Genomic DNA, 19,535 nt, shown 5'->3' with positions numbered 1-19,535 from the left:
TTATTTCATAATATAAATGGTTTAGAATTTGCTTGCCGTACCAGCCCGTTTCTGATTGCACCGGCTAATTTCCGGCGTAAGTCTATGCTATGCAATCATAAATAATATCTCTGGCACTTACCGGAGTAACAGAATTTTTGTACATCAGGTCGATAAGATCTATCATGCCTGATTTAGTAGGTAATACATCCTTTATAACAGCCGTTTCGGAAGTACCGCTGTCCTTGGTCATGCTTATCTGAATACCGTATGTACATGAATTATCAGACTCACAGGATACTAAATAATACTCTAAATTAATCTCTTTGCAATCGTATACTACTGATTCATTGATTTCAAGTTTTTTTGAGCAGATCAGTTCCATCACATTACCTCCCATTTATCCTTACCTGTTTACAATTACTCTACTATTTACAGTGTAATTATATTATATTGCCTGCCTTTCAATCTACACAAAAGTTTTTAGCTAATTCGACCACTTTACATAAATTTATTCCAATCCCTGTAAGTCTCATGTCGAAGAATGCAATTTTATCAATAATTTACATTGAACTTCCTCCTTATTGGTGTTAATATTTACGTGAAGTTAATCTTTTTTATACAAAATTTATAATTTCTACAGAATACGTCATTTTTTTCAGTATTCTATTTTTTAATATATAAGTTTACAATCAGGGGGGTATTCCATGGAAAGCAAGCAGAATAACAGTTCAACAAAGTTAAATGTTTTAAAGCTCCTTAATTCCGCAGTCTGTGAAATGGCAGAATTTCCGAAAAAAATGTTGAAATATGCGACTCCGGTTACTTTAACCTTGTTAGCAGTAGCAACAGCTTTGTTTGTGGCCAACAAAACCAGCAATAATTTCAGCAGTGTTTTTGAATTTACAACTACAACCCTAATAACCAACTGTATATTTGTTATGGCCGAGTTTATAATAGCCTCTCTGGCTATTGATATCTTTATAAGAAAGAGGTCACAATAAGCAGGTTCTTTTCAATTTTATGAAAAAACCCAAAAAGCACCGGGGGCGTCGAAGGCCCCCGGTGCTTTTTGGGTTTTTCTACTTTGCTATATATTATACTTTAACAGCTTTGGTTTTTTTCTGACTTTCCTTCCACATAACATACAGCGGGCTTGTTACAAATATTGATGAATAACAGCCGGCAGCCATACCGACGATAAGTGGGAAACTGAACTCTTCAATTGATACTATGCCGTTAACCTTGGCAAAGATATATACAGTTGTAATAGCTATCAAGGCAGTTACCACCGTATTTATGGATCTGTTCAAGGTCTGGATTATACTCTGGTTAACCAGTTCGGGCAATGGTATCTTTCTCAATAATCTGCTGTTTTCTCTGATACGGTCATAGATTATTATGGTATCATTCATCGAATACCCTATAACCGTAAGTATTGCAGCTATAAAAGATTCGTTCAAAGGAATCTGGAATATGGAGTAAACTGCAATCATGATTATACTGTCATGGATAACACCTACTACGGCAAAAACACCGGCAGACAAACCCGACATGGTTCTGAATCTTATCCAGACATAAACTATAATCAAAATGAAGGCAATAGTAACCGCCTTAATTCCGTTTTGCATTATTTCCTTACCTATAAAGGGTTCAACGCTTTCTTCATTTATAACAGGATCTTCTGCTGTCAGCTTGAACTCTTTTATAACTGCTTCCTCAACCTTGGTTATTTCATCATTTGTGAGGGTATTCTGACTGCCTATGCTTATTTTGATAACGTCATAGCTGGAATTATTTCCACTTATATCAAAAGCAGATGATTTTTGAACAATAGCAGGCTTGTCTATAGTCTTTGTTACAAAATCAGCAATACTTGATTGCAGCTCCTGTGTATTGGACTCCTTAAACATACCGTCGTTTGCTCTCAACTCTATAACAGTACCGCCTTCAAACTGGATATCCAGCTTAAATCCACCGTGTATAAAGTATGAAGCTATACCGACTATTATAATTATTACTGAAAGTATAAAGAAATAATATCTTTTTGAATATAAATTAACCATTTGTCTTGCCTCCCTTCAGTCTAGCACTTACACCATAAAGAACAGGGTGTTTTGCAATATCCAAGTCATGCACTGCATTGAGCATAACTCTTGTTGCTGTAACAGCGGTCAGGAAGCTTAAAATAACTCCTATACCCAATGTGTAAGCAAAACTCTGGATAGGGCCTGTACCAAACTTCAATAATACGAGGGCTGAGATAAGCGTAGTAACGTTACCGTCAAGAACTGCTGCAAATGCTCTCTTAAATCCTATATCAATAGCGGCTCTCAAAGTTTTGCCGTTTCTGATTTCTTCTTTTATTCTTTCAAAGATAATTACATTGGCATCAACGGCCATACCTATTGTCAGGATAAGACCCGCAATACCCGGCAATGTAATTGTAATGTTCATCCAGGATAACGCCAGCAGTTCCAGTACCGTATGCAGGAAAAGAGCGATACAGGCTATTAATCCCGGAAGTCTGTAATATCCAATCATAAATAAGCAAATCAGAATAAAGGCTACAACAAATGCATCCAAGCTTACAGCCAACGCATTTGAACCAAGTGTCGGGCTTATGTTGTTTACCTGCTTTGCTTCAAGCTTGAAGGGCAGAGCACCTGATTTGATAAGTCCGGCAAGTCTCTTTGCCTCTGCCTGCTGCTGATCAAGGGGAGTACCATTAAGGGAAATCCTTGCAACACCGTTAGGGATAGGCTCGTTTACAACCGGAGCACTGATCTGCTTATTATCCATGTAGATAGCTATAGGCTGATTTACAAGTCTTGCAGTAGCTTCGGCAAACTTCTTCTTACCCGCATCGGATAACTGAAGTGATATCTGGAAACCGCCGCCTTCCTGAGATGGCTCTGCAGTGGCATCCACAATATCATTACCCTGCAGGATTATTCTTTTCTTTTCGTCCTCTTTTGTGGGATCGGCAGGTACGTAAGTACCGTCTTCATTCAGCTTTGTCTTGTCGACTTCCTGGAAGGTCATTAATGCTGTTTGCCCTATTTCTTCTATAGACTTCTGCGGGTCAAAAGCTTCACCTTTTTTATGAGGAATTTGAACAAGGACGTAACCCTTCTGGTAATCAACAGTTACAACCCTGTCAAAAATATTTTTTTCATCCAATCTTCTTTCAATAGTAAATCTTGCCGCATCCAAATCCTTTTCGGACGGCAGCTTGCCTGTATCCGTTATTGCATACAGCTTTGCGTCTACTCCTCCCTGAATATCAATACCAGGCCTCATATCCTTCGCACCTTTGATATCAAAACCGGCCAAAGATCCGAAAGCTGCTATCCAGGTTAAAATTCCGGTGATAATCAATATCGAGAAAAATTTAACCGCGTTGCTTCCTCTCATTTGTAGAATTCCCCCTTATTTTTAATAATGAATCCTTAATTTTTTATGCAAACCGGGTGAGCTTTATCGACCAACCTGTCTTGCAAAGATTCATACCACATACGCCATTATATAACTAAGAAAAATGCTAGTCAATAAATATGTTGCATTCTTCACTAGAAATTTACAACTTTTTACCTTTTTGTACTAAAAATGGTTCATCTGTCAATTGAAAAAACATTAAATATAACAATTAATTTAACCTGTCGTGCCGGTTAAAAAGCTTGGATGCGCATTTCTTTAAAGTCATCCTCGCGTAACTTGCAAATTTATCTGCTAAACTTTATTGACCGGCACCACGAGTTAATCAACAATTAAACACAATAATTATAGAATATACAATCCTGAAAATATTATTACTCCTGTTCAACATTCACTCTTTTGCTATTTGTAATATTTAAGCAGGTTGATATATTCATTGGCATTGAGTTTGATTTCTTCAATCTCCTGTTGGGACAAAACTCGTTTGACAACTGCAGGACTTCCGGCAATCAGGCTTCCGTCAGGAATTTGTGTCCTGGGCGTAACCACACTGCCTGCAGCAACAAGACAATTATTGCCTATAACGGAGTCGTCCAGCACTATTGCGCCCATTCCTATAAGTGTATTGTCTCCCACGTGGCAGCTATGGAGTATAGCCCCATGTCCAACAGTTACACGTGAACCGATTCTTATGTCCGCACCCTTTTTGCAGTGCAGTATGCAGCCTTCCTGGATGTTGGTGTTGTCACCAACTACAATTCTGTCAATATCACCTCTTAAAACGGCATTGTACCAGACAGTTGTGCTTTCACCCAGCACCACATCTCCAATAACCGTACTGTTGGGGGCGACAAAAGCAGTTTCATGAATTCTGGGTGTAATATTGTTAAAATCACTAATCACAATGTTTACCTCTTCTATTCTTGAGTTTTAATCCAGATTGCGCATTCAACTCTCTTCTTTTCAAGTTCGCAACCTATTTTATAAGGAATATCAATATCATTATTGAACTGGTATGCATTTGCTGCACAACCCCCGCTGCAATAGAATTTAGCCCAGCATTGGGAACAATCCTTTTTAGTATAAACATTTGACTTCTGGAAATCCTTCTGGAAGCTTGTGTCAAAATCCCCCTGGTGAATGTTTCCCATTTTGAATTTCTCGTCTCCTACAAACTGATGGCAGGGGTACAGGTCTCCCTCGGGAGTAACTGCCAGATATTCGTGGCCTGAACCGCAGCCCCCCAGCCTTTTTATGACACAGGGCCCCTGCTGCAGGTCTATCATGAAGTGGAAAAAGTTAAAGCCCTTTCCTTCCCGGTCTCTTTTCACATATTCATAAGCAAGTTTTTCATATTCTGAAAAAAGCTTGTCCAAATCCTGTTCCCGGATATCATAGCCGGAATCCCTGGCAGCCACAACAGGCTCTACAGAAACCTGCTTGAAGCCCTGGTCGGCCAGATGCAGCACATCTTCCGAAAAATCAAGATTTTCCCTGGTAAAGGTTCCTCTTACATAATAATTATCCTGATTCCTTGCCTCTGCCATATCCATTATCTTGGGAAGTATGCTGCTGTAAGTCCCCGAACCATCCATCCTGGGCCTCATCCTGTCATTGGTTTCACTTCTCCCGTCAATACTGAGAACAACATTATGCATGTTTTTATTTATGAAAGCTTTATTATCTTCATTTAACAATAAGGCATTGGTGGTAAGTGTAAAACGGAAATTCTTACCCGCTTCCTTTTCCCTGATTCTCGCATACTCAACTATTTCCTTTACCACGCCGAAGTTCATCAGAGGTTCTCCTCCGAAGAAATCCACCTCCAGGTTTCGTCTTCCTGCCGACTTTTCTATAAGAAAGTCAATTGCCCTTTTGCCTGTTTCCGCATCCATCATGGTTCTCTGACCGCCAAAGCTGCCGGTGGAGGCAAAGCAGTACTTGCAGCGCAAATTGCAGTCATGGCAGATATGTAAGCATAAAGCCTTGACCACAGGTTTTCTCTCCCATTTGGCTAAAGCATCGGAATATGAATCCTCACTAAAGAGCAGTCCCTGTGACTTAAGGTCTGAAACCTCATCATATGCATCTGAAATGTCCTGCCCGCTGAACTTTGTCTTTAAGGCTTCTATTATCTGCTCTTTAGATTCAGTCCCGTACATGTCCACAACCTCATATGCGGCATCATCAAAAACATGAACCGCCCCGCTGTTAATATCCAGGACTATATTTGTATCATACATTTTGTACTTGTGAATCATTTAAACCCTTTCTGCGTGCATGGTACGCAAATAATTAGTGATAAAAGCCCACGCTTTGCGTTTGAGCCATAAAAAAGTGAAAAGTGTTTAAGAAAACACCTTTCACCTTTATTTTCAATATGCAAATATAAACTTATGTTTATTACTTCTTTTCGCAGCTTTGGTTTGCTACAGTACATGATGTCTTGCACGCAGACTGACATGAAGTCTGGCATTCGCCGCATCCGCCGTGAGAAAGGCTTTCCTTTAAAGTAGCGCTGTTTAATGTCTTGATGTGTTTCATCCTTTTGGTCCCTCCTGTATAATTTTCTTAGCAGATTATAGCACATTTCAAAAAGTTTGAAAAGGCATATTTTATATAGCCATGAAACCGTCAATATTGCTGCAGCCTGTACGCTATCAATATCAACGGAGATTGATTCCGAAAATTCCGCCAAGGCAGCCCACAATGGCACCTATTACAACTGTCAGAAGCACTTGCACGTCAACGGCAAAATTCATGAAAATTATACTGCTTGCCAGATAAAGTACAGCTACGTATAAAACTCCGACAGCGCAGCCATTCATCCAGCCTTTGCTTCTCACATTCCTGGTGGAGTAAGCTGATGCGGTCAGAACACTTATGACGGTAGTTATAAGAACCGCAATGAAAGTATATTTTTCAGGGAAATCCGTATAAGTCAAAAATAAAGCAAAGGCAAGAAAACATGGAAGAGTTATGAGAAATGACAAAAGCAGTCCTTTTAATACTCTCAGCAAATTTACATGTTCATCAAGCTGCTTTTTTAAACCTGGTATCTGTCCGGCCATATTGTACCTCCAAAATAAAATATAGAAACGCTCTCCCTATATCTTATTTTTATGGCCGGCTGCTTAGAACAAGCTGTAGCTAATTTGCGTGAAATTTATCAGCCTTCTACAGGCTTGACAACATCCTTTATTGCCCAGCGCTTGACAACTACCTTTGTCTTCTCTACACTTGACTCGACAGTTACTTCATCGTCCTTTATATTAACTATCTTGCCGCAGATACCTCCGATTGTAGTAACAGACCAGCCAACCTGAAGTGAATTGAGCAGTTCCTTTGTCTTCTTTTCTTTTCTCTTCTGGGGAAGAATCAGCATAACGTACATAAGTCCGAATACTAATGCCATTGGTATGACAAACCCGACCAATATTTGTTCCATAAATTTATAAACCTCCGTTTGATTATATATTTAACACAGCAGCACTGTATTAACCGATATTATTTTTTTGAGTAGCCGTATTTATAATAGAATTCATCCCTGAAGCTACCCAATCTATCATCAATTATAGCTTGTCTTACCTGTTTCATCAAGTTAATTAAGAAATATAAGTTGTGCCAGGTTGTCAATCTCAGGCCCAGAAGCTCACCGCACTTAAGCAGGTGCCGAATGTACGCCCTGGAATAGTTTCTGCAGACATAGCAGTCACATTCCGGGTCCAGCTTTGAAAAATCTTTTGCGTATTTGGCATCTCTGATTATCACCCTGCCCTGGCTGGTCATTACAGTGCCGTTTCGTCCTATTCTGGTGGGAAGCACGCAGTCGAACATATCAATTCCTCTGATAGCACCTTCTATCAAATAGTCAGGCGAACCCACCCCCATCAGATACCGCGGTTTATCCTCCGGCATCAGCGGAGCTGTGTAGTCCAGAACTTCATACATGAGCTCGGCAGGCTCTCCCACACTCAGTCCCCCTATGGCATACCCGGGAAATTCCAGTTCCTTCAACTGCTTTGCACTTTCAATTCTCAAATCCTTATACATACCGCCCTGAATAATGCCGAACAAGGACTGCTGCTCGGTATTTTCGTGAGCATCCCTGCAACGTTTTGCCCAGCGGGTAGTTCTTTCCATTGATTTTTTTACATAGTCGTATTCCGCCGGGTAAGGAGCGCATTCATCAAAAGCCATTATTATATCTGCACCCAGGTCATTTTCGATTTTCATAACCGCTTCAGGCGTAAAGACATGTTTTGAACCATCCAGATGTGATCTGAAGGTAACACCCTCCTCAGTGATTTTTCTGAGCCCGCTCAGGCTGAATACCTGAAACCCTCCGCTATCGGTGAGTATCGGCCGGTCCCAGTTCATAAAGCCGTGCAGGCCTCCGGCCTGTCTGACAATGTCCTGTCCGGGTCTTAAATAGCAGTGGTAGGTGTTGCTCAGTATTATTCTTGCATCTATTTCCTTCAATTCTTCCGGTGACATACCTTTTACGGTAGCCAGCGTACCTACCGGCATAAACACCGGGGTGTCAATGGAGCCGTGAGGTGTGTGCACCCTTCCCAGCCTTGCTCCCGTCTGTTTACAGGTTTTGATCAATTCATATGTTACTGCAGCCATTTAAAAATCCTTCCGTTGTTAATGTGGTTAATATAGTAACTTTGCAATTGTAAAGCATTATAAACAAGTTTTCAATTTAATTCAACTCATAGCCTGTTACAAAGCCTTGCTATTTTATGAGCATGGCGTCACCAAAGCTGAAAAACCTGTATTTCTCCCGTACAGCAACGGAATAGGCGTTGAGCACCTTTTCCCTGCCTGCCAGCGAACTGACCAGCATTATGAGAGTTGATTCGGGCAGGTGAAAATTTGTGATAAGCCTGTCCACGATTTTAAATTCATAGCCCGGATAAATAAAGATGTCCGTCCAGCCTTCTCCGGCTCTGAGAATCCCGTTATTTCCGCCGCCCACGGTTTCCAGCACCCTGCAGCTTGTGGTACCCACAGCTATGACTTTCTTGCCGCTGGCTTTAGCGGCATTTATGGTATCACAGGCTTCCTTATCTATGGAATAAAACTCCGAGTGCATTTTATGCTGTGTTATGTCATCAACCTTGACAGGCCTGAAAGTCCCAAGACCTACATGAAGCATCACATAAGCAAGCCTTACTCCTTTTTTTTCAAGTGTGTCCAGCAGTTCCCGGGTAAAATGCAGACCGGCAGTAGGTGCCGCCGCCGAACCGTTGTATTTCGCATATACGGTCTGATAGCGCTCCGGGTCCTCAAGCTTCTGGGTAATATACGGCGGCAGAGGCATTATGCCCACCTTGTCCAGTATTTCTTCAAAAACACCCTCATATATAAATCTTACCAACCTGTTGCCTTCTTCAAGAACCTGGAGGATTTCAGCCTTCAGCTCTCCATTGCCAAAAACAAATCTGGCACCCGGCTTTGCCTTTTTTCCAGGCCTCAGTATTACTTCCCAGGTGTCACCGTCTATTCTTTTGAGCAGCACAAATTCTATTTTTCCGCCGCTGCCTTCCTTCTCGCCCAGGAGCCTTGCCGGAATGACCCTGGTATTATTTAAAACCAGGCAGTCGCCTTCATTTAAATAATTTACAATGTCCATAAACGATTTATGTTCAATTTCTCCGGTCTCCCTGTCCAGCACCAGCAGTCTGGACAAGTCCCTTTTTTGCAGCGGATGCTGTGCAATCAGCTCTTCCGGCAAATAGTAGTCAAACTCCTTTAAATCCACAAGAAATCCTCCAAAGGCAAATAAAAATTAATCTTATATAATCTTATATATATATGTAATTATTATATGTAAAAGCAAAGACCTTAAAACCTGTGTCAAAGAAACAATAAATATCATACATTATAATTACTTATATTACAAATACTTATTGCCATATATACTGTTTTTTTGTATAATTTATGAGATATAAGCCCCAAGAAAATACTGGGAGATATCTCATAACAGTGCAAGGAAAGCTGAATTTTGATGAAAGCCACCAAGCCGGCCTTTGGCCGGCTGCTTGTTATCTGCTTCCCGCTGTTTTTAAGGTAACTCCTGTCAAGTATAAAAAACTATAAGTTATTATGGATGGAGGATGCAACTCATGAAAGTAGCAAAATTTGGCGGAACCTCACTGGCTAATGCCGAACAAATAAAAAAGGTTTGCGATATTATTCTATCAGATAGTGACAGAAGAGTTATTGTAGTGTCTGCTCCCGGTAAAAGAGATAAAGAAGATACAAAGGTCACCGATTTATTGATTGCCTGTGCAAACAGGCAGCTTCAGTCCGGCAGCTCGGCAGCCGAGCTGGAAGCAGTTGTCAAGAGATTCAAGGATATTGCAGACGAGCTTAAGCTTGATAACACTATTGTGGAAGAGATAAGAAGAGACCTGGAAGAAAGAGTGAAGCTGGATACCAGCCATCAGGGAATGTTTATGGATGCCATGAAGGCTGCCGGCGAAGACAACAGCGCCAAACTTGTTGCAGCCTATCTCAACAGCATCGGAAAGAAAGCCCACTATGTAAGTCCCAGGCAAGCCGGACTGCTCATGAGCAGCGAATTCGGAAATGCCCAGGTTTTGCCCGAGTCCTTTGATAACCTGAAAATGCTCAACAATTATGATGGAATTATAATTTTCCCCGGTTTCTTCGGGTATACCATAGAAGGCAAGGTAGCTACCTTCCCCCGCGGCGGTTCCGACATTACCGGTTCAATACTTGCCGCCGCTCTCAAGGTGGATCTGTATGAAAACTTTACAGATGTAGACGCAGTTTATGCCGCACATCCCGGCCTGGTCCACAATCCCGCAGCCATATCGGAGCTTACCTACATGGAAATGCGTGAACTTTCCTATGCGGGCTTCTCAGTGCTGCACGAGGATACTCTGGTGCCGGTATTTATGGCAGGGGTGCCGGTATGTATCAAAAACACCAATAATCCTGCTGCACCGGGAACCAGAATCGTACTTGCAAGAGAACTGACTCCCCACCATGTTGTAGGTATTGCCAGCGATTCCGGCTTCTGCTGCATATATGTCAGCAAGTTTATGATGAACAGGGAAATAGGCTTTGGAAGAAAACTTCTCCAGATACTTGAAGAAGAAGGTATTTCCTATGAACATACCCCTTCGGGAATCGATAACATATCTATAATATTGAAGCAGAGCCAGTTTAAAAACAAGGAAACCGAGTCAAAGGTGCTCTCCCGTATAAAGAATGAGCTGGAATGCGACGATGTATCCATTGACCACAATCTTGCCATAGTTATAATTGTGGGAGAAGGCATGAAAAATACGGTAGGTACTGCTGCAAGGGCAACTTCGGCTCTGGCTAAAGCCTCAATCAGTCTTGAAATGATAAATCAGGGTTCTTCAGAAATAAACATGATGTTTGCCGTTAAGGAAAATGAATCCAACAAGGCTGTCATATCCCTGTACAATGAGTTCTTTAACAAGTAAATAGCATGTAGTAATTTGAAAGGTCTGCTGCAGGACATATGTTTTGCAGCAGACCTTTAACTATATGACAGTGCTGCTTATTTCCACTCCAGCACTATTCCTCCATGTGTGAGGCCTCCGCCAAAGCCATACAGCACCAGCTTCTGACCCGGTTTGATTTTGCCCTCCTCAATTGCCTTCCACAGAGAAAGCGGAATTGTTACCGAGGAAGTATTTCCATAGTATTCATTGCTGGTCAGGGTTTTTTCCATGGGATATTCCAGTCTTTTGACAAGCGCTTCTATCATCCGCATATTTGCGCTATGCGGTACAAACCAGTCAACCTCTGAAAGGCTGAGTCCCGCTTTCTCCAAAAGCCTGTTAACTCCCTCTGGAATATTCCTTACCACATACTCATACAAAAATTTCCCTTCCTGCTGGAACTGACCCTTTTTTTCAAGCCTCCGCCCGTTTACACTGTCTGACAGTGCACTGCAGGCTACATTTTCAGCCATTTTGCCGTCGGAGGTAAAATGTGATGCCAGTATGCAGCCTTTGTCCTCCGCCTTCTCCACTACCACCGCTACAGCCGCATCACCAAAAAGTATGCAGGTGTTTCTATCGGTATAGTCCACAATTTTGGACAGTACCTCGGAAGATACAATCAACACTTTTTTAAAGCTTCCGGCAGTAATCAGGGAATCTGCAACGCATACGGCATAGGCAAATCCCGTACAAGCTGAGTTTATATCCATTGTTCCGGTGTTCTTTATGTCAAAATGACCTTGAACAAGAGCCGAAACCGAAGGTGTCAGGTGATCGGGCGTGAAGGTTGTGACAATTATCATATCAACGCCCTCAACAGCCGTGCTTTGCATTTTTAAAAGGTTTTCTACTGCGTTAATGGCCAAATCACTGGCAAATTCATCTTTTTGGGCTATCCTTCTTTCTCTGACCCCTGTACGCCTTAATATCCATTCGTCATTTGTGTCCACCATCTTCTCCAGATCGTGGTTCGATAGAATTGCCTGTGGCAAGTATGCACCTATACCTGTAATTTTCGAGCTTGAGTTGTATTGCATATTTACCTCCTTAAGATTCATTTATTACCTGATACTAGCACCTAATAACAACATTTTACCATATATTGTTATTTGCAGTCAATATTTCTCAAGAAATAAAAAGCTGCAACAAAGCCATTTAACAGGTAGCTTCATTGCAGTCCGACATTTCATAGGTCCACATTCAATTTAACATTATGTCTACTTCATTTTCATTTCTATTTTTTTATATCTATCATAGTCCCGGTATAATAGTGGGTAAGTATTTCATCAAACTTAAAGCCGGCATTTGCCATGCCTTTTGCACCCTCCTGGCTCATACCTACGGCATGCCCGTATCCTCTGCCTGTAAAGGTGTATTCTGTGGGAACAGCAGACAACAACGAAGCTTTGCCGTTGGCATCAATGACCGTAAGGCTCTGCCCCGGTTCAACGCTTTTAGTCTTACCGTCTGCCGATATAATGGTAAGCTGGCCAAGCTGCTTCTTTTCTTCCTTTCCGTCTACCAGTACTGTAACATCAGCATTGCTTGTGATTGTATACCACTGGCTGTAAAGGCTCATGAAGGTCCTGCAGCCGTCCTTTGTAAACTTGATCCCTTCAGGCTTTAATGTACCTTTTACAATAAGCTCGATAGGTCTGCCCGCCTCCGAAAGCCTGGTAACCTCTATACTTGTTACATCACCTATATTGTAGTTTTTGAGCTTCTGGCTGATTTCATCGGCAGTGAAAGTCAAGGTCCAGTTATACTTCGGAGAATTTCCCGATTCATATTTATCTTCCACACTTTTCAAATACGGAGCGCCGGTCCATACGTTGGAGCCATCCTCAGTCCTCCCGCCGCTGGAAGCAGAATAAACCGCCTCAATCAACTGACCGTTGTATGTAATGACCATGTCCTTGGTCTGATCCACCGCCGTATTGGTATTGGCGTTTTCAGAGCCCATGCCCCTGTATACCTGGCAATGGATGTCACTGCAGAGATTAAAACCGTAGTTCAGATGTGTATTTGACTTTGAAGTCTTTGTAAGGTTCAGGTATGCGTAAGTTCTTGCCGCCACAGCCTGAGCCTTAAGTGCTTCTACGTTTGAGTAGCTTTCTATTTCGTTTGGAACCACACCATATAAATATTGCTCCATGGGCAAAACATTGATGACCGTCATGTCACTGCCTGTCACCCTGAAAAACTCAACCTGTCCTCTGTATGTATTCAGCTTGGCCGTTCCGATTTTTACAGGGCCGTTTTCATCCAGGGACTTCCCTCTCAAAAGCTTCTGGGCCGCCGCAAACATAAATACTACCTCTCCGGTGGAGCTGTCTGCCCCGCATATCCTGGTATCAACCTTGTCAACCACCGTACACTCCACCTGGCCCAGTTTTCCCTTGACTTCGGAAATTGCCGCCTGCGCCGAGGCATTATCCACATAGAACCCGGTCCATATGTTCCAGCCCGAATCGGTAAATACGGGATAGGCTACTATTCCCTTCTGTTTATAGGAGTTGACCACGGGAACCGTGTCATTGTAGGAATTATATGTACTCTGAAGTTTTAAATGATACGGCCCGACTGTTGAGTTTGCCGCGGCTGCGGCTGCCGTCAGCTTGGCACCGCTTCCTGTAAAATAGCTGTCTTTTCGTATGTTGAGGGCTTGCCCCGGACTTGACTCGTATACCTTTGTATTTGTGTTTGCAGACGCATCGTATGCGTTATACTCCACTCCCTTGTCGCTGCTGATGAGAATCTGGCTTTGTGCCGTAGAGCCGAAGTACAGACCGATTTTAACCGCGGGGTTGGACGCCGCATAGGCCAAAGGACTGCTGATTCCTGAAAACATAGCTGTAAAAAAAACCATGCTTAATAATAAGCAAATCTTCTTCATTAGTAATAAGCTCCTTGTCTATTTGTCTATTTTTTAGCTTGTTTCGACATGCAATATTCTACATCCTGCCTTGGGCTGAAATTGTAACAGAATTGAAATATCACGCATAAACTGAAATATATATAAAATAGCATAAAAAAATTGACACATTAATTTACCAATGATATGATTAAAAAAATGAATAGTGGATTTTAGATAGAGGTGCGTTTTTTATAAGTAACTGCATTGAGGATTTTGGGATTCTATGATATGCAGCAAAAGGAAAAAACGCCGAAGGTTATTACTTCCCAATAACATGTAATACCTGGTTTCAATGTTAAGAGCCTTGAGACTGTCATCATGACGAAGTGGTGGAGCGCTATCTGTTTATTATAATTCAAGGATTAAAGGGTTATAAAAGTATTAAACAGACGTTGGCTCGGGCCGGCGTTTTTTATTTGTGTTGAAACCAATAATAAACATCAGATCTATTCACAATATAGAAACAGACAACAGCGTGTATACGCAGACGGAGGTTATTATGAGGAAACCGATTTTTACAGGGTCAGGCGTTGCTATAGTCACCCCTTTCACAAACGAAGGAACCGACTACAATAAGCTGTCCGAATTAATTGAGTATCAGATCAGGGAAGGCACCGATGCAATAATCATTGCAGGGACTACCGGTGAGGCTTCCACAATGTACGATGATGAACATAAGGCAGCAATCAAATTTACGGTGGAAAAGGTCAACGGAAGAATACCGGTAATCGCCGGAACAGGAAGCAATCATACCGTGCACGCCATAGAACTGAGCAAATATGCCCAGGAGGTTGGTGCAGATGCCATATTGACCGTTACCCCCTACTATAATAAAACCACACAGAAGGGACTGTATGAGCATTTCAAGCATATAGCCAACAGTATCAGCATACCCAGCATACTTTACAATGTTCCTTCCAGAACCAACCTGAACATGGCACCTGAAACCATAAAGGCCTTGTCCGAAATTGAAAATATCGTAGCCATAAAGGAGTGCAACCTGTCACAGGCCGGAGATATAGTAAACCTCTGCGGCGAGGACTTCACCGTGTATTCGGGAGAAGACGGCTTTGTTGTTCCCTTCCTTTCAATGGGTGCAAAGGGTGTCATTTCAGTAATGGCAAATATTATTCCAAAGGATACTCACGATATGGTTGCGAAGTATCTCTCGGGAGATGTTGAAGGCAGCAGAAAGCTCCAGTTGGATACTCTTTCTCTTATCAAGGCCCTGTTTATTGAAGTAAGCCCTATTCCCATAAAGGCTGCCATGAATCTTCTGGGAATGAATGTGGGCAAGTGCAGATTGCCGTTGGTGGATATATCCGACAATAATCTGGAAATACTTAAGAAGGAATTAAGGAATTACGGTCTGCTTACCTGACCTTTCTTAATTGACCATAAGAATAATATAAATAATATACTAATACTATAGATTAGGATGTGAAAAGCAAATGATTAATGTTTTGCTAAGCGGATGCAATGGAAAAATGGGTCAGGTGATAACAAGGCTGGCACAAAATTTTAACGGCTTAAAAATAGCTGCGGGCTATGACATAAATGACAATACCGCCAACCCCTACCCTGTTTTTACTTCACTTAACCAGTGTGATGCAAGGATAGATGTTATTATTGATTTCTCAAACCCCAAAGCCTTCGGAGGACTTATAGAATTTGCCCAGGATAGAAATATCCCCCTTATCATGGCTACAACAGGGCTTTCCAGCGAGCAGACCCAGGTGCTGAAAACTGAAGTATCGGAAAACATACCGGTATTTTTCTCCGCCAATATGTCCCTTGGAGTAAACCTGCTCATAGACCTTGTGAAAAAGGCTGCAAAAGTGCTGGAGGGACAGTTTGATATTGAAATAGTTGAGAAGCACCACAACCAGAAAATCGATGCGCCAAGCGGTACGGCTCTTGCCATAGCCGACGCCATAAATGAAACTCTTCTGGAAAAATGCGAGTATACCTATGACAGGCATTCCAGAATGAAAAAGCGCGGCAAGCAGGAAATCGGAATACATGCAGTCCGCGGAGGCACCATTGTGGGCGATCACTCGGTAATTTTTGCAGGAACTGATGAAATTATTGAGATAAACCATACTGCCACCTCAAAGGAAATATTCGCCGTAGGTGCTTTAAAGGCAGCGCTGTTCCTTGCGGGCAAAAATCCGGGTCTGTACTCAATGACCGACCTGATTGCTGAAATCAACTAGCTTTTGGTTAATATAAGATTTAAAGTAACTGCAGTGCCAGTTACTTTGACAGATAAGCTTGCAAGTCCCCGGGTACGACTTTAAAGAAATATAAAATTATTCAAAAATAATACTTACAGGAGGGAATTTATTATGTCCAATAATTCAGTTACAAGTATGAGCACGCTTTATAATGTGGCAATGGTGACAGTAGATAATCTTCCAAACGATATGCTGATCATATCCGACATTTTCAGTAAAATTGCAGAAATGCATATAAATATCGATATGATTACTCAATCCCCTCCTTATCAGGGAAAGCTCAATGTCTCCTTCAGCATGCCTCAGGAGAATATAGCAAAGGTCATAGGACTGCTGAATACATATAAAGGCACTGTTCCAAATCTTCGTATAAGTATTGATTCGGAAAGTACAAAAATAAGCATTTTCGGAGAGGCCATGAAGGAGGTGCCCGGCGTTGCAGCCCGGCTGTTCAGGCTGTTGGCGGTCAATGACGCAGAAGTCAAGCTGGTTACCACCTCCGAAGTTGATATATCCTTTCTGATTTATGACAAGGATACCGACAGAGTGGCCTCAGCTATTAAGAAGGAATTTTTGATATAAATTTGTGGCAACCCAGAAATATTGCAAATTTTTTAAATATTACTTTACAATAATTTAGATGGTTATTAATAATAAACCATCTAAATTATTGTAAAAATCAAGGTATAAATAAGATACATAAGTCATACCTCATTAGAAAAGAAATCCACAAGCTCACTGGAGTCTTTATATATAAAAATTTTTTTTGATATTCCCATTAAAGTATTTGAAATTTCAGAACCTTCCTGTGCAATTGTAATAATTGGAACTCCTTTGGCAAAAGCATATCCAGATTCAATTCCTAAACCTATGCCCTTTTCAGTAAATTCTATTATGACAATATCACATGAATCTATTTCGCTAAGGGCATTTTCCATTAATTCCTTTGGCTCATACTCAACTTTACCCCACTTTTCCATATCTCTAACTACACACGAAGTAGTAATGGAGTTCTTTTCAAGGGCTTCTGATATTTTTTCTATAAGTTCCCTGTTCCTATAATCTTGATAAAACTTAATTCCGATATATGCCTTCATTATTAGTCCTCCGATTAGTATTTTGTAACGTACAAGTGACTTCTAAAAAGCTCTTTCAAAATTTCTACATGCACCTACCTAACCAGGCATACAATAAAACTGACACCGTAAGTAAAACGATGCCAGTCCTTATCAATCTATCATTTTTCAATTCTCTGCTTCCTATTCCTCGTCAGAGGCTTCTGCTTCCCCGTCCGCTTCATTTTTCCTGTAGTCCTTTTTGTAAAAGCTTTCGCCTTCTTCTTCGTCGTCTTCCTCTTCCGGCTCCGCAGGAGTTGCATTTTCAGTCAAAACATATTTTTTAATGATGGGGTTGACATAAAAATTGTTCATTAATCCCATAAATCCCGGCAGTATTAAAACATAAATTAAAAGACCTGCTACTATGTTATAGAACGCCGCATAGGCTATGATCATATTCAGTGCAAGAAACAGCACATTTGGCAGCAGCTTCAATATTGAAAAAATAAATGCATTCCTGTATATGTCTTTAATGCTCAAATGTACCGTAACCAGCATTGGATAAATATATAAATGCATTATCATGAATACTATAAGGGACAAAAATATAAAGGACGTTGCCGCAACATAAATGAGCCCGCTCTGGCTGGTATAGAAGTTGATGGCTATGCCCAGAATGTACATTACAACAATATCAATTACCGTAATAATCATTCCCTGCTTGAAGTTCTTTATAAAGTTCTCCTTGAAATCCCACCATATAAAAGAGTGCTCTTCCCTTGAGTAGTTCCGCAGAATATAAGTGATTCCCGCCTGGACAGGGCCTATGGTTATCACAGGTATCAAAGTCATTATTGCCGCCAAAAAAAACCTGACATAGAAATCTCCCAGCCCTTCATCTATTTTAAGCTTTTGCAAAAAATTTGAAGCCACGATAAATGCTACGAACAGAGCCGGTAAATTGAACAAAACAAACATAAGGTTGATTTTGATTATATGCCAGAACTTACGCTTTAAAACATCGAAAAAAATGAAAAATCTGGGCTTTGGAGGAACATCCTTCTCTACTCCAGGACCCGGTTTATTATAATTTGCACTGAATAACCCCACAAGTAATTCTCCTTTTCTGTCACAGTCATATGTACTATGCTGATGTATTAATAAGTATTTTATCAATAGTACTGCTTTCCTTCAACATATTTTTTAAAATTACCAAAGTCAATTACGGTTCAAACTTTCCCTACCGGGCAAATTATGCTTTAAAAACCGGCTTCAAACCCAACTGTCGGCTTTCAGCCGATATAGTAATCGACTTTATATTTTGCATAAAAAGTTACCGTAAAGCGGGACCGCAGTTGCCAATCCAATCATAATCCGTATTTTGAAACTTTTAAAGATACTTTTAAAATATTTTGTACAAAAAACGTATTTTTTATAATTTTTTTATTGACACTCTCAAAATATCCTAGTATAATCATACTTGCTGATGCGGGAACGCATCAAAACAGTACAAATGCGATCGTGGCGGAACTGGCAGACGCGCACGTTTGAGGGGCGTGTGGGAGACCGTATGGGTTCAAGTCCCATCGATCGCACCAAAAAGAAAAACTCCATTTTTTAAATGGAGTTTTTCTTTTGCCGTAAAATAACATATCAATATTATTGGAGGAATTTCTATAATGGATCAGAAACCGCAAGAAATAAAAACCCTTTTCGCAGACCCTTCCGCTCTCGGTCTATTTGGATTGGCTATGGTAACACTTGTTGCCTCTTCTCAAAAGCTGGGCTGGACGGACGGCCTATCTCTCGTCATACCCTGGGCCCTGTTCCTGGGAGGCTTTGCACAGCTATTTGCCTGTATCGGTGATGCCAAACGCAACAATGTTTTTGGAACCACCGCCTTTGGAGGCTATGCCTTCTTCTGGTTTGGTGTTGCCTTCTCCTGGCTTGTAAAACTTGGCTTTTTCGGTGAGAAGCTTGTTTCTGCGGCGGACAGCAGGCAGTTGGGCTTTGCTTTTGTGGGCTATCTGATTTTTACCTTCTTTATGACCATATTGGCAACGGAAACCAACAAAGTACTGTTCATAATATTTGTTCTCATTGATTTTTTGTTTATAGGACTTTCCCTGAGCACCTTTGGAATTGCAGAAGAATTCACACACAGGCTGGCAGCCTGGGCAGAACTGGCAATTGCGCTGTTCTCCTTTTACGGTTCGGCGGCAGCAGTATTTAACGGACACCTTGGGAAGGTAGTTCTTCCTGTGGGGTACTGTCAAGTACTTTGCGCAAATTTAATTTTGCCGCATGGTTTCTGGCAGTTACCCTGCTAGATTTTCAGATTCTGTTTCCTCTGTACTGTAGTTTTCAAGGTGTTTCATGTTCATATACCTCT

At 41.3% G+C, this 19,535-nt stretch carries 20 protein-coding genes, 1 tRNA gene and 1 riboswitch; of the genes, 7 read left to right on the top strand and 14 right to left on the bottom strand.

From position 1 onward, the window contains the following. Positions 1–82 precede the first annotated feature (82 nt). Positions 83–364, bottom strand: coding sequence for a DUF6514 family protein (locus CLHUN_RS14490; protein WP_242656526.1), 282 nt, complete (start codon positions 362–364; stop codon positions 83–85). A 322-nt stretch (positions 365–686) separates the two neighbouring features. Here CLHUN_RS14490 and CLHUN_RS14485 point away from each other — a divergent pair, with 322 nt between their 5' ends. Next, positions 687–983, top strand: coding sequence for a hypothetical protein (locus CLHUN_RS14485; RefSeq protein ID WP_080065351.1), 297 nt, complete (start codon positions 687–689; stop codon positions 981–983). A 93-nt stretch (positions 984–1,076) separates the two neighbouring features. Here the strand turns inward: CLHUN_RS14485 and secF are convergent, their stop codons facing one another. From secF to queA, 9 genes are all read right to left on the bottom strand, one after another. Then, positions 1,077–2,045, bottom strand: coding sequence for a protein translocase subunit SecF (gene secF, locus CLHUN_RS14480; RefSeq protein ID WP_080065350.1), 969 nt, complete (start codon positions 2,043–2,045; stop codon positions 1,077–1,079). After that, positions 2,038–3,396 carry a protein translocase subunit SecD gene (gene secD / locus CLHUN_RS14475; protein ID WP_080065349.1) on the bottom strand — a complete coding sequence of 453 codons (1,359 nt, stop codon included), beginning with the start codon at positions 3,394–3,396 and terminating at the stop codon, positions 2,038–2,040. Before secD ends, secF begins: the two co-directional genes overlap by 8 nt. A gap of 423 nt (positions 3,397–3,819) precedes the next feature. Beyond that, entirely contained in the window at positions 3,820–4,320 is a 501-nt protein-coding gene (locus CLHUN_RS14470) for a gamma carbonic anhydrase family protein (RefSeq protein ID WP_080065348.1), read from the bottom strand. 14 nt (positions 4,321–4,334) lie between these two features. Continuing rightward, positions 4,335–5,678, bottom strand: coding sequence for a thioether cross-link-forming SCIFF peptide maturase (scfB, locus tag CLHUN_RS14465; RefSeq protein ID WP_080065347.1), 1,344 nt, complete (start codon positions 5,676–5,678; stop codon positions 4,335–4,337). Positions 5,679–5,820: 142 nt separating this feature from the next. Continuing rightward, positions 5,821–5,961, bottom strand: coding sequence for a six-cysteine ranthipeptide SCIFF (scfA, locus tag CLHUN_RS14460; RefSeq protein ID WP_080065346.1), 141 nt, complete (start codon positions 5,959–5,961; stop codon positions 5,821–5,823). 122 nt (positions 5,962–6,083) lie between these two features. Then, positions 6,084–6,488, bottom strand: a complete 405-nt coding sequence (locus CLHUN_RS14455; RefSeq protein ID WP_080065345.1) for a TIGR04086 family membrane protein — start codon at positions 6,486–6,488, stop codon at positions 6,084–6,086. Positions 6,489–6,586: 98 nt separating this feature from the next. Then, on the bottom strand, positions 6,587–6,865 hold the full coding sequence (gene yajC / locus CLHUN_RS14450; RefSeq protein WP_080065344.1) for a preprotein translocase subunit YajC: 279 nt from the start codon (positions 6,863–6,865) through the stop codon (positions 6,587–6,589). A 59-nt stretch (positions 6,866–6,924) separates the two neighbouring features. Further along, positions 6,925–8,049, bottom strand: coding sequence for a tRNA guanosine(34) transglycosylase Tgt (gene tgt, locus CLHUN_RS14445; protein ID WP_080065343.1), 1,125 nt, complete (start codon positions 8,047–8,049; stop codon positions 6,925–6,927). A gap of 109 nt (positions 8,050–8,158) precedes the next feature. After that, entirely contained in the window at positions 8,159–9,187 is a 1,029-nt protein-coding gene (queA, locus tag CLHUN_RS14440; RefSeq protein WP_080065342.1) for a tRNA preQ1(34) S-adenosylmethionine ribosyltransferase-isomerase QueA, read from the bottom strand. A 364-nt stretch (positions 9,188–9,551) separates the two neighbouring features. Between queA and CLHUN_RS14435 the strand changes: the two genes are divergently transcribed. Further along, entirely contained in the window at positions 9,552–10,907 is a 1,356-nt protein-coding gene (locus CLHUN_RS14435; RefSeq protein ID WP_080065341.1) for an aspartate kinase, read from the top strand. A 77-nt stretch (positions 10,908–10,984) separates the two neighbouring features. Here the strand turns inward: CLHUN_RS14435 and CLHUN_RS14430 are convergent, their stop codons facing one another. Next, positions 10,985–11,968 (bottom strand): ketoacyl-ACP synthase III, encoded by a 984-nt coding sequence (locus CLHUN_RS14430; RefSeq protein WP_080065340.1) that lies wholly within the window; start codon positions 11,966–11,968, stop codon positions 10,985–10,987. Between the two features lie 197 nt (positions 11,969–12,165). Continuing rightward, on the bottom strand, positions 12,166–13,827 hold the full coding sequence (locus CLHUN_RS14425) for a SpoIID/LytB domain-containing protein (RefSeq protein WP_080065339.1): 1,662 nt from the start codon (positions 13,825–13,827) through the stop codon (positions 12,166–12,168). Positions 13,828–14,015: 188 nt separating this feature from the next. Then, positions 14,016–14,196, top strand: a riboswitch (Lysine riboswitch). Positions 14,197–14,347: 151 nt separating this feature from the next. On the opposite strand from CLHUN_RS14425, the gene dapA reads away from it, so the two are divergent. The 3 genes from dapA (at position 14,348) to CLHUN_RS14410 (ending at position 16,667) form a co-directional block, all read left to right on the top strand. Beyond that, positions 14,348–15,229, top strand: a complete 882-nt coding sequence (gene dapA / locus CLHUN_RS14420; protein WP_080065338.1) for a 4-hydroxy-tetrahydrodipicolinate synthase — start codon at positions 14,348–14,350, stop codon at positions 15,227–15,229. A gap of 70 nt (positions 15,230–15,299) precedes the next feature. Then, positions 15,300–16,064 (top strand): 4-hydroxy-tetrahydrodipicolinate reductase, encoded by a 765-nt coding sequence (dapB, locus tag CLHUN_RS14415; protein WP_080065337.1) that lies wholly within the window; start codon positions 15,300–15,302, stop codon positions 16,062–16,064. 132 nt (positions 16,065–16,196) lie between these two features. Further along, positions 16,197–16,667, top strand: coding sequence for an ACT domain-containing protein (locus CLHUN_RS14410; RefSeq protein WP_080065336.1), 471 nt, complete (start codon positions 16,197–16,199; stop codon positions 16,665–16,667). A 122-nt stretch (positions 16,668–16,789) separates the two neighbouring features. On the opposite strand, the gene CLHUN_RS14405 is transcribed toward CLHUN_RS14410, so the two are convergent. Both CLHUN_RS14405 and CLHUN_RS14400 read right to left on the bottom strand, forming a co-directional pair. Then, the gene (locus CLHUN_RS14405; protein ID WP_080065335.1) at positions 16,790–17,182 is read right to left on the bottom strand and encodes a nucleoside 2-deoxyribosyltransferase; all 393 of its coding nucleotides are present in this window, start codon (positions 17,180–17,182) and stop codon (positions 16,790–16,792) included. Between the two features lie 162 nt (positions 17,183–17,344). After that, a complete protein-coding gene (locus CLHUN_RS14400) occupies positions 17,345–18,253 on the bottom strand; it encodes a YesL family protein (RefSeq protein WP_080065334.1) in 909 nt (302 codons plus the stop codon). A 405-nt stretch (positions 18,254–18,658) separates the two neighbouring features. On the opposite strand from CLHUN_RS14400, the gene CLHUN_RS14395 reads away from it, so the two are divergent. After that, positions 18,659–18,741: transfer RNA gene (locus CLHUN_RS14395), tRNA-Leu, on the top strand. 81 nt (positions 18,742–18,822) lie between these two features. Beyond that, positions 18,823–19,473, top strand: a complete 651-nt coding sequence (locus tag CLHUN_RS14390) for an acetate uptake transporter (RefSeq protein ID WP_080065333.1) — start codon at positions 18,823–18,825, stop codon at positions 19,471–19,473. The last annotated feature ends 62 nt before the right edge of the window (positions 19,474–19,535 follow it).

The organism is Ruminiclostridium hungatei, from assembly GCF_002051585.1.
Classification (GTDB): Bacteria; Bacillota; Clostridia; order Acetivibrionales; family DSM-1351; genus Ruminiclostridium; species Ruminiclostridium hungatei.
Note: the sequence above shows the minus strand (reverse complement) of the source record. Positions and strands in the feature narration are given on the sequence as shown.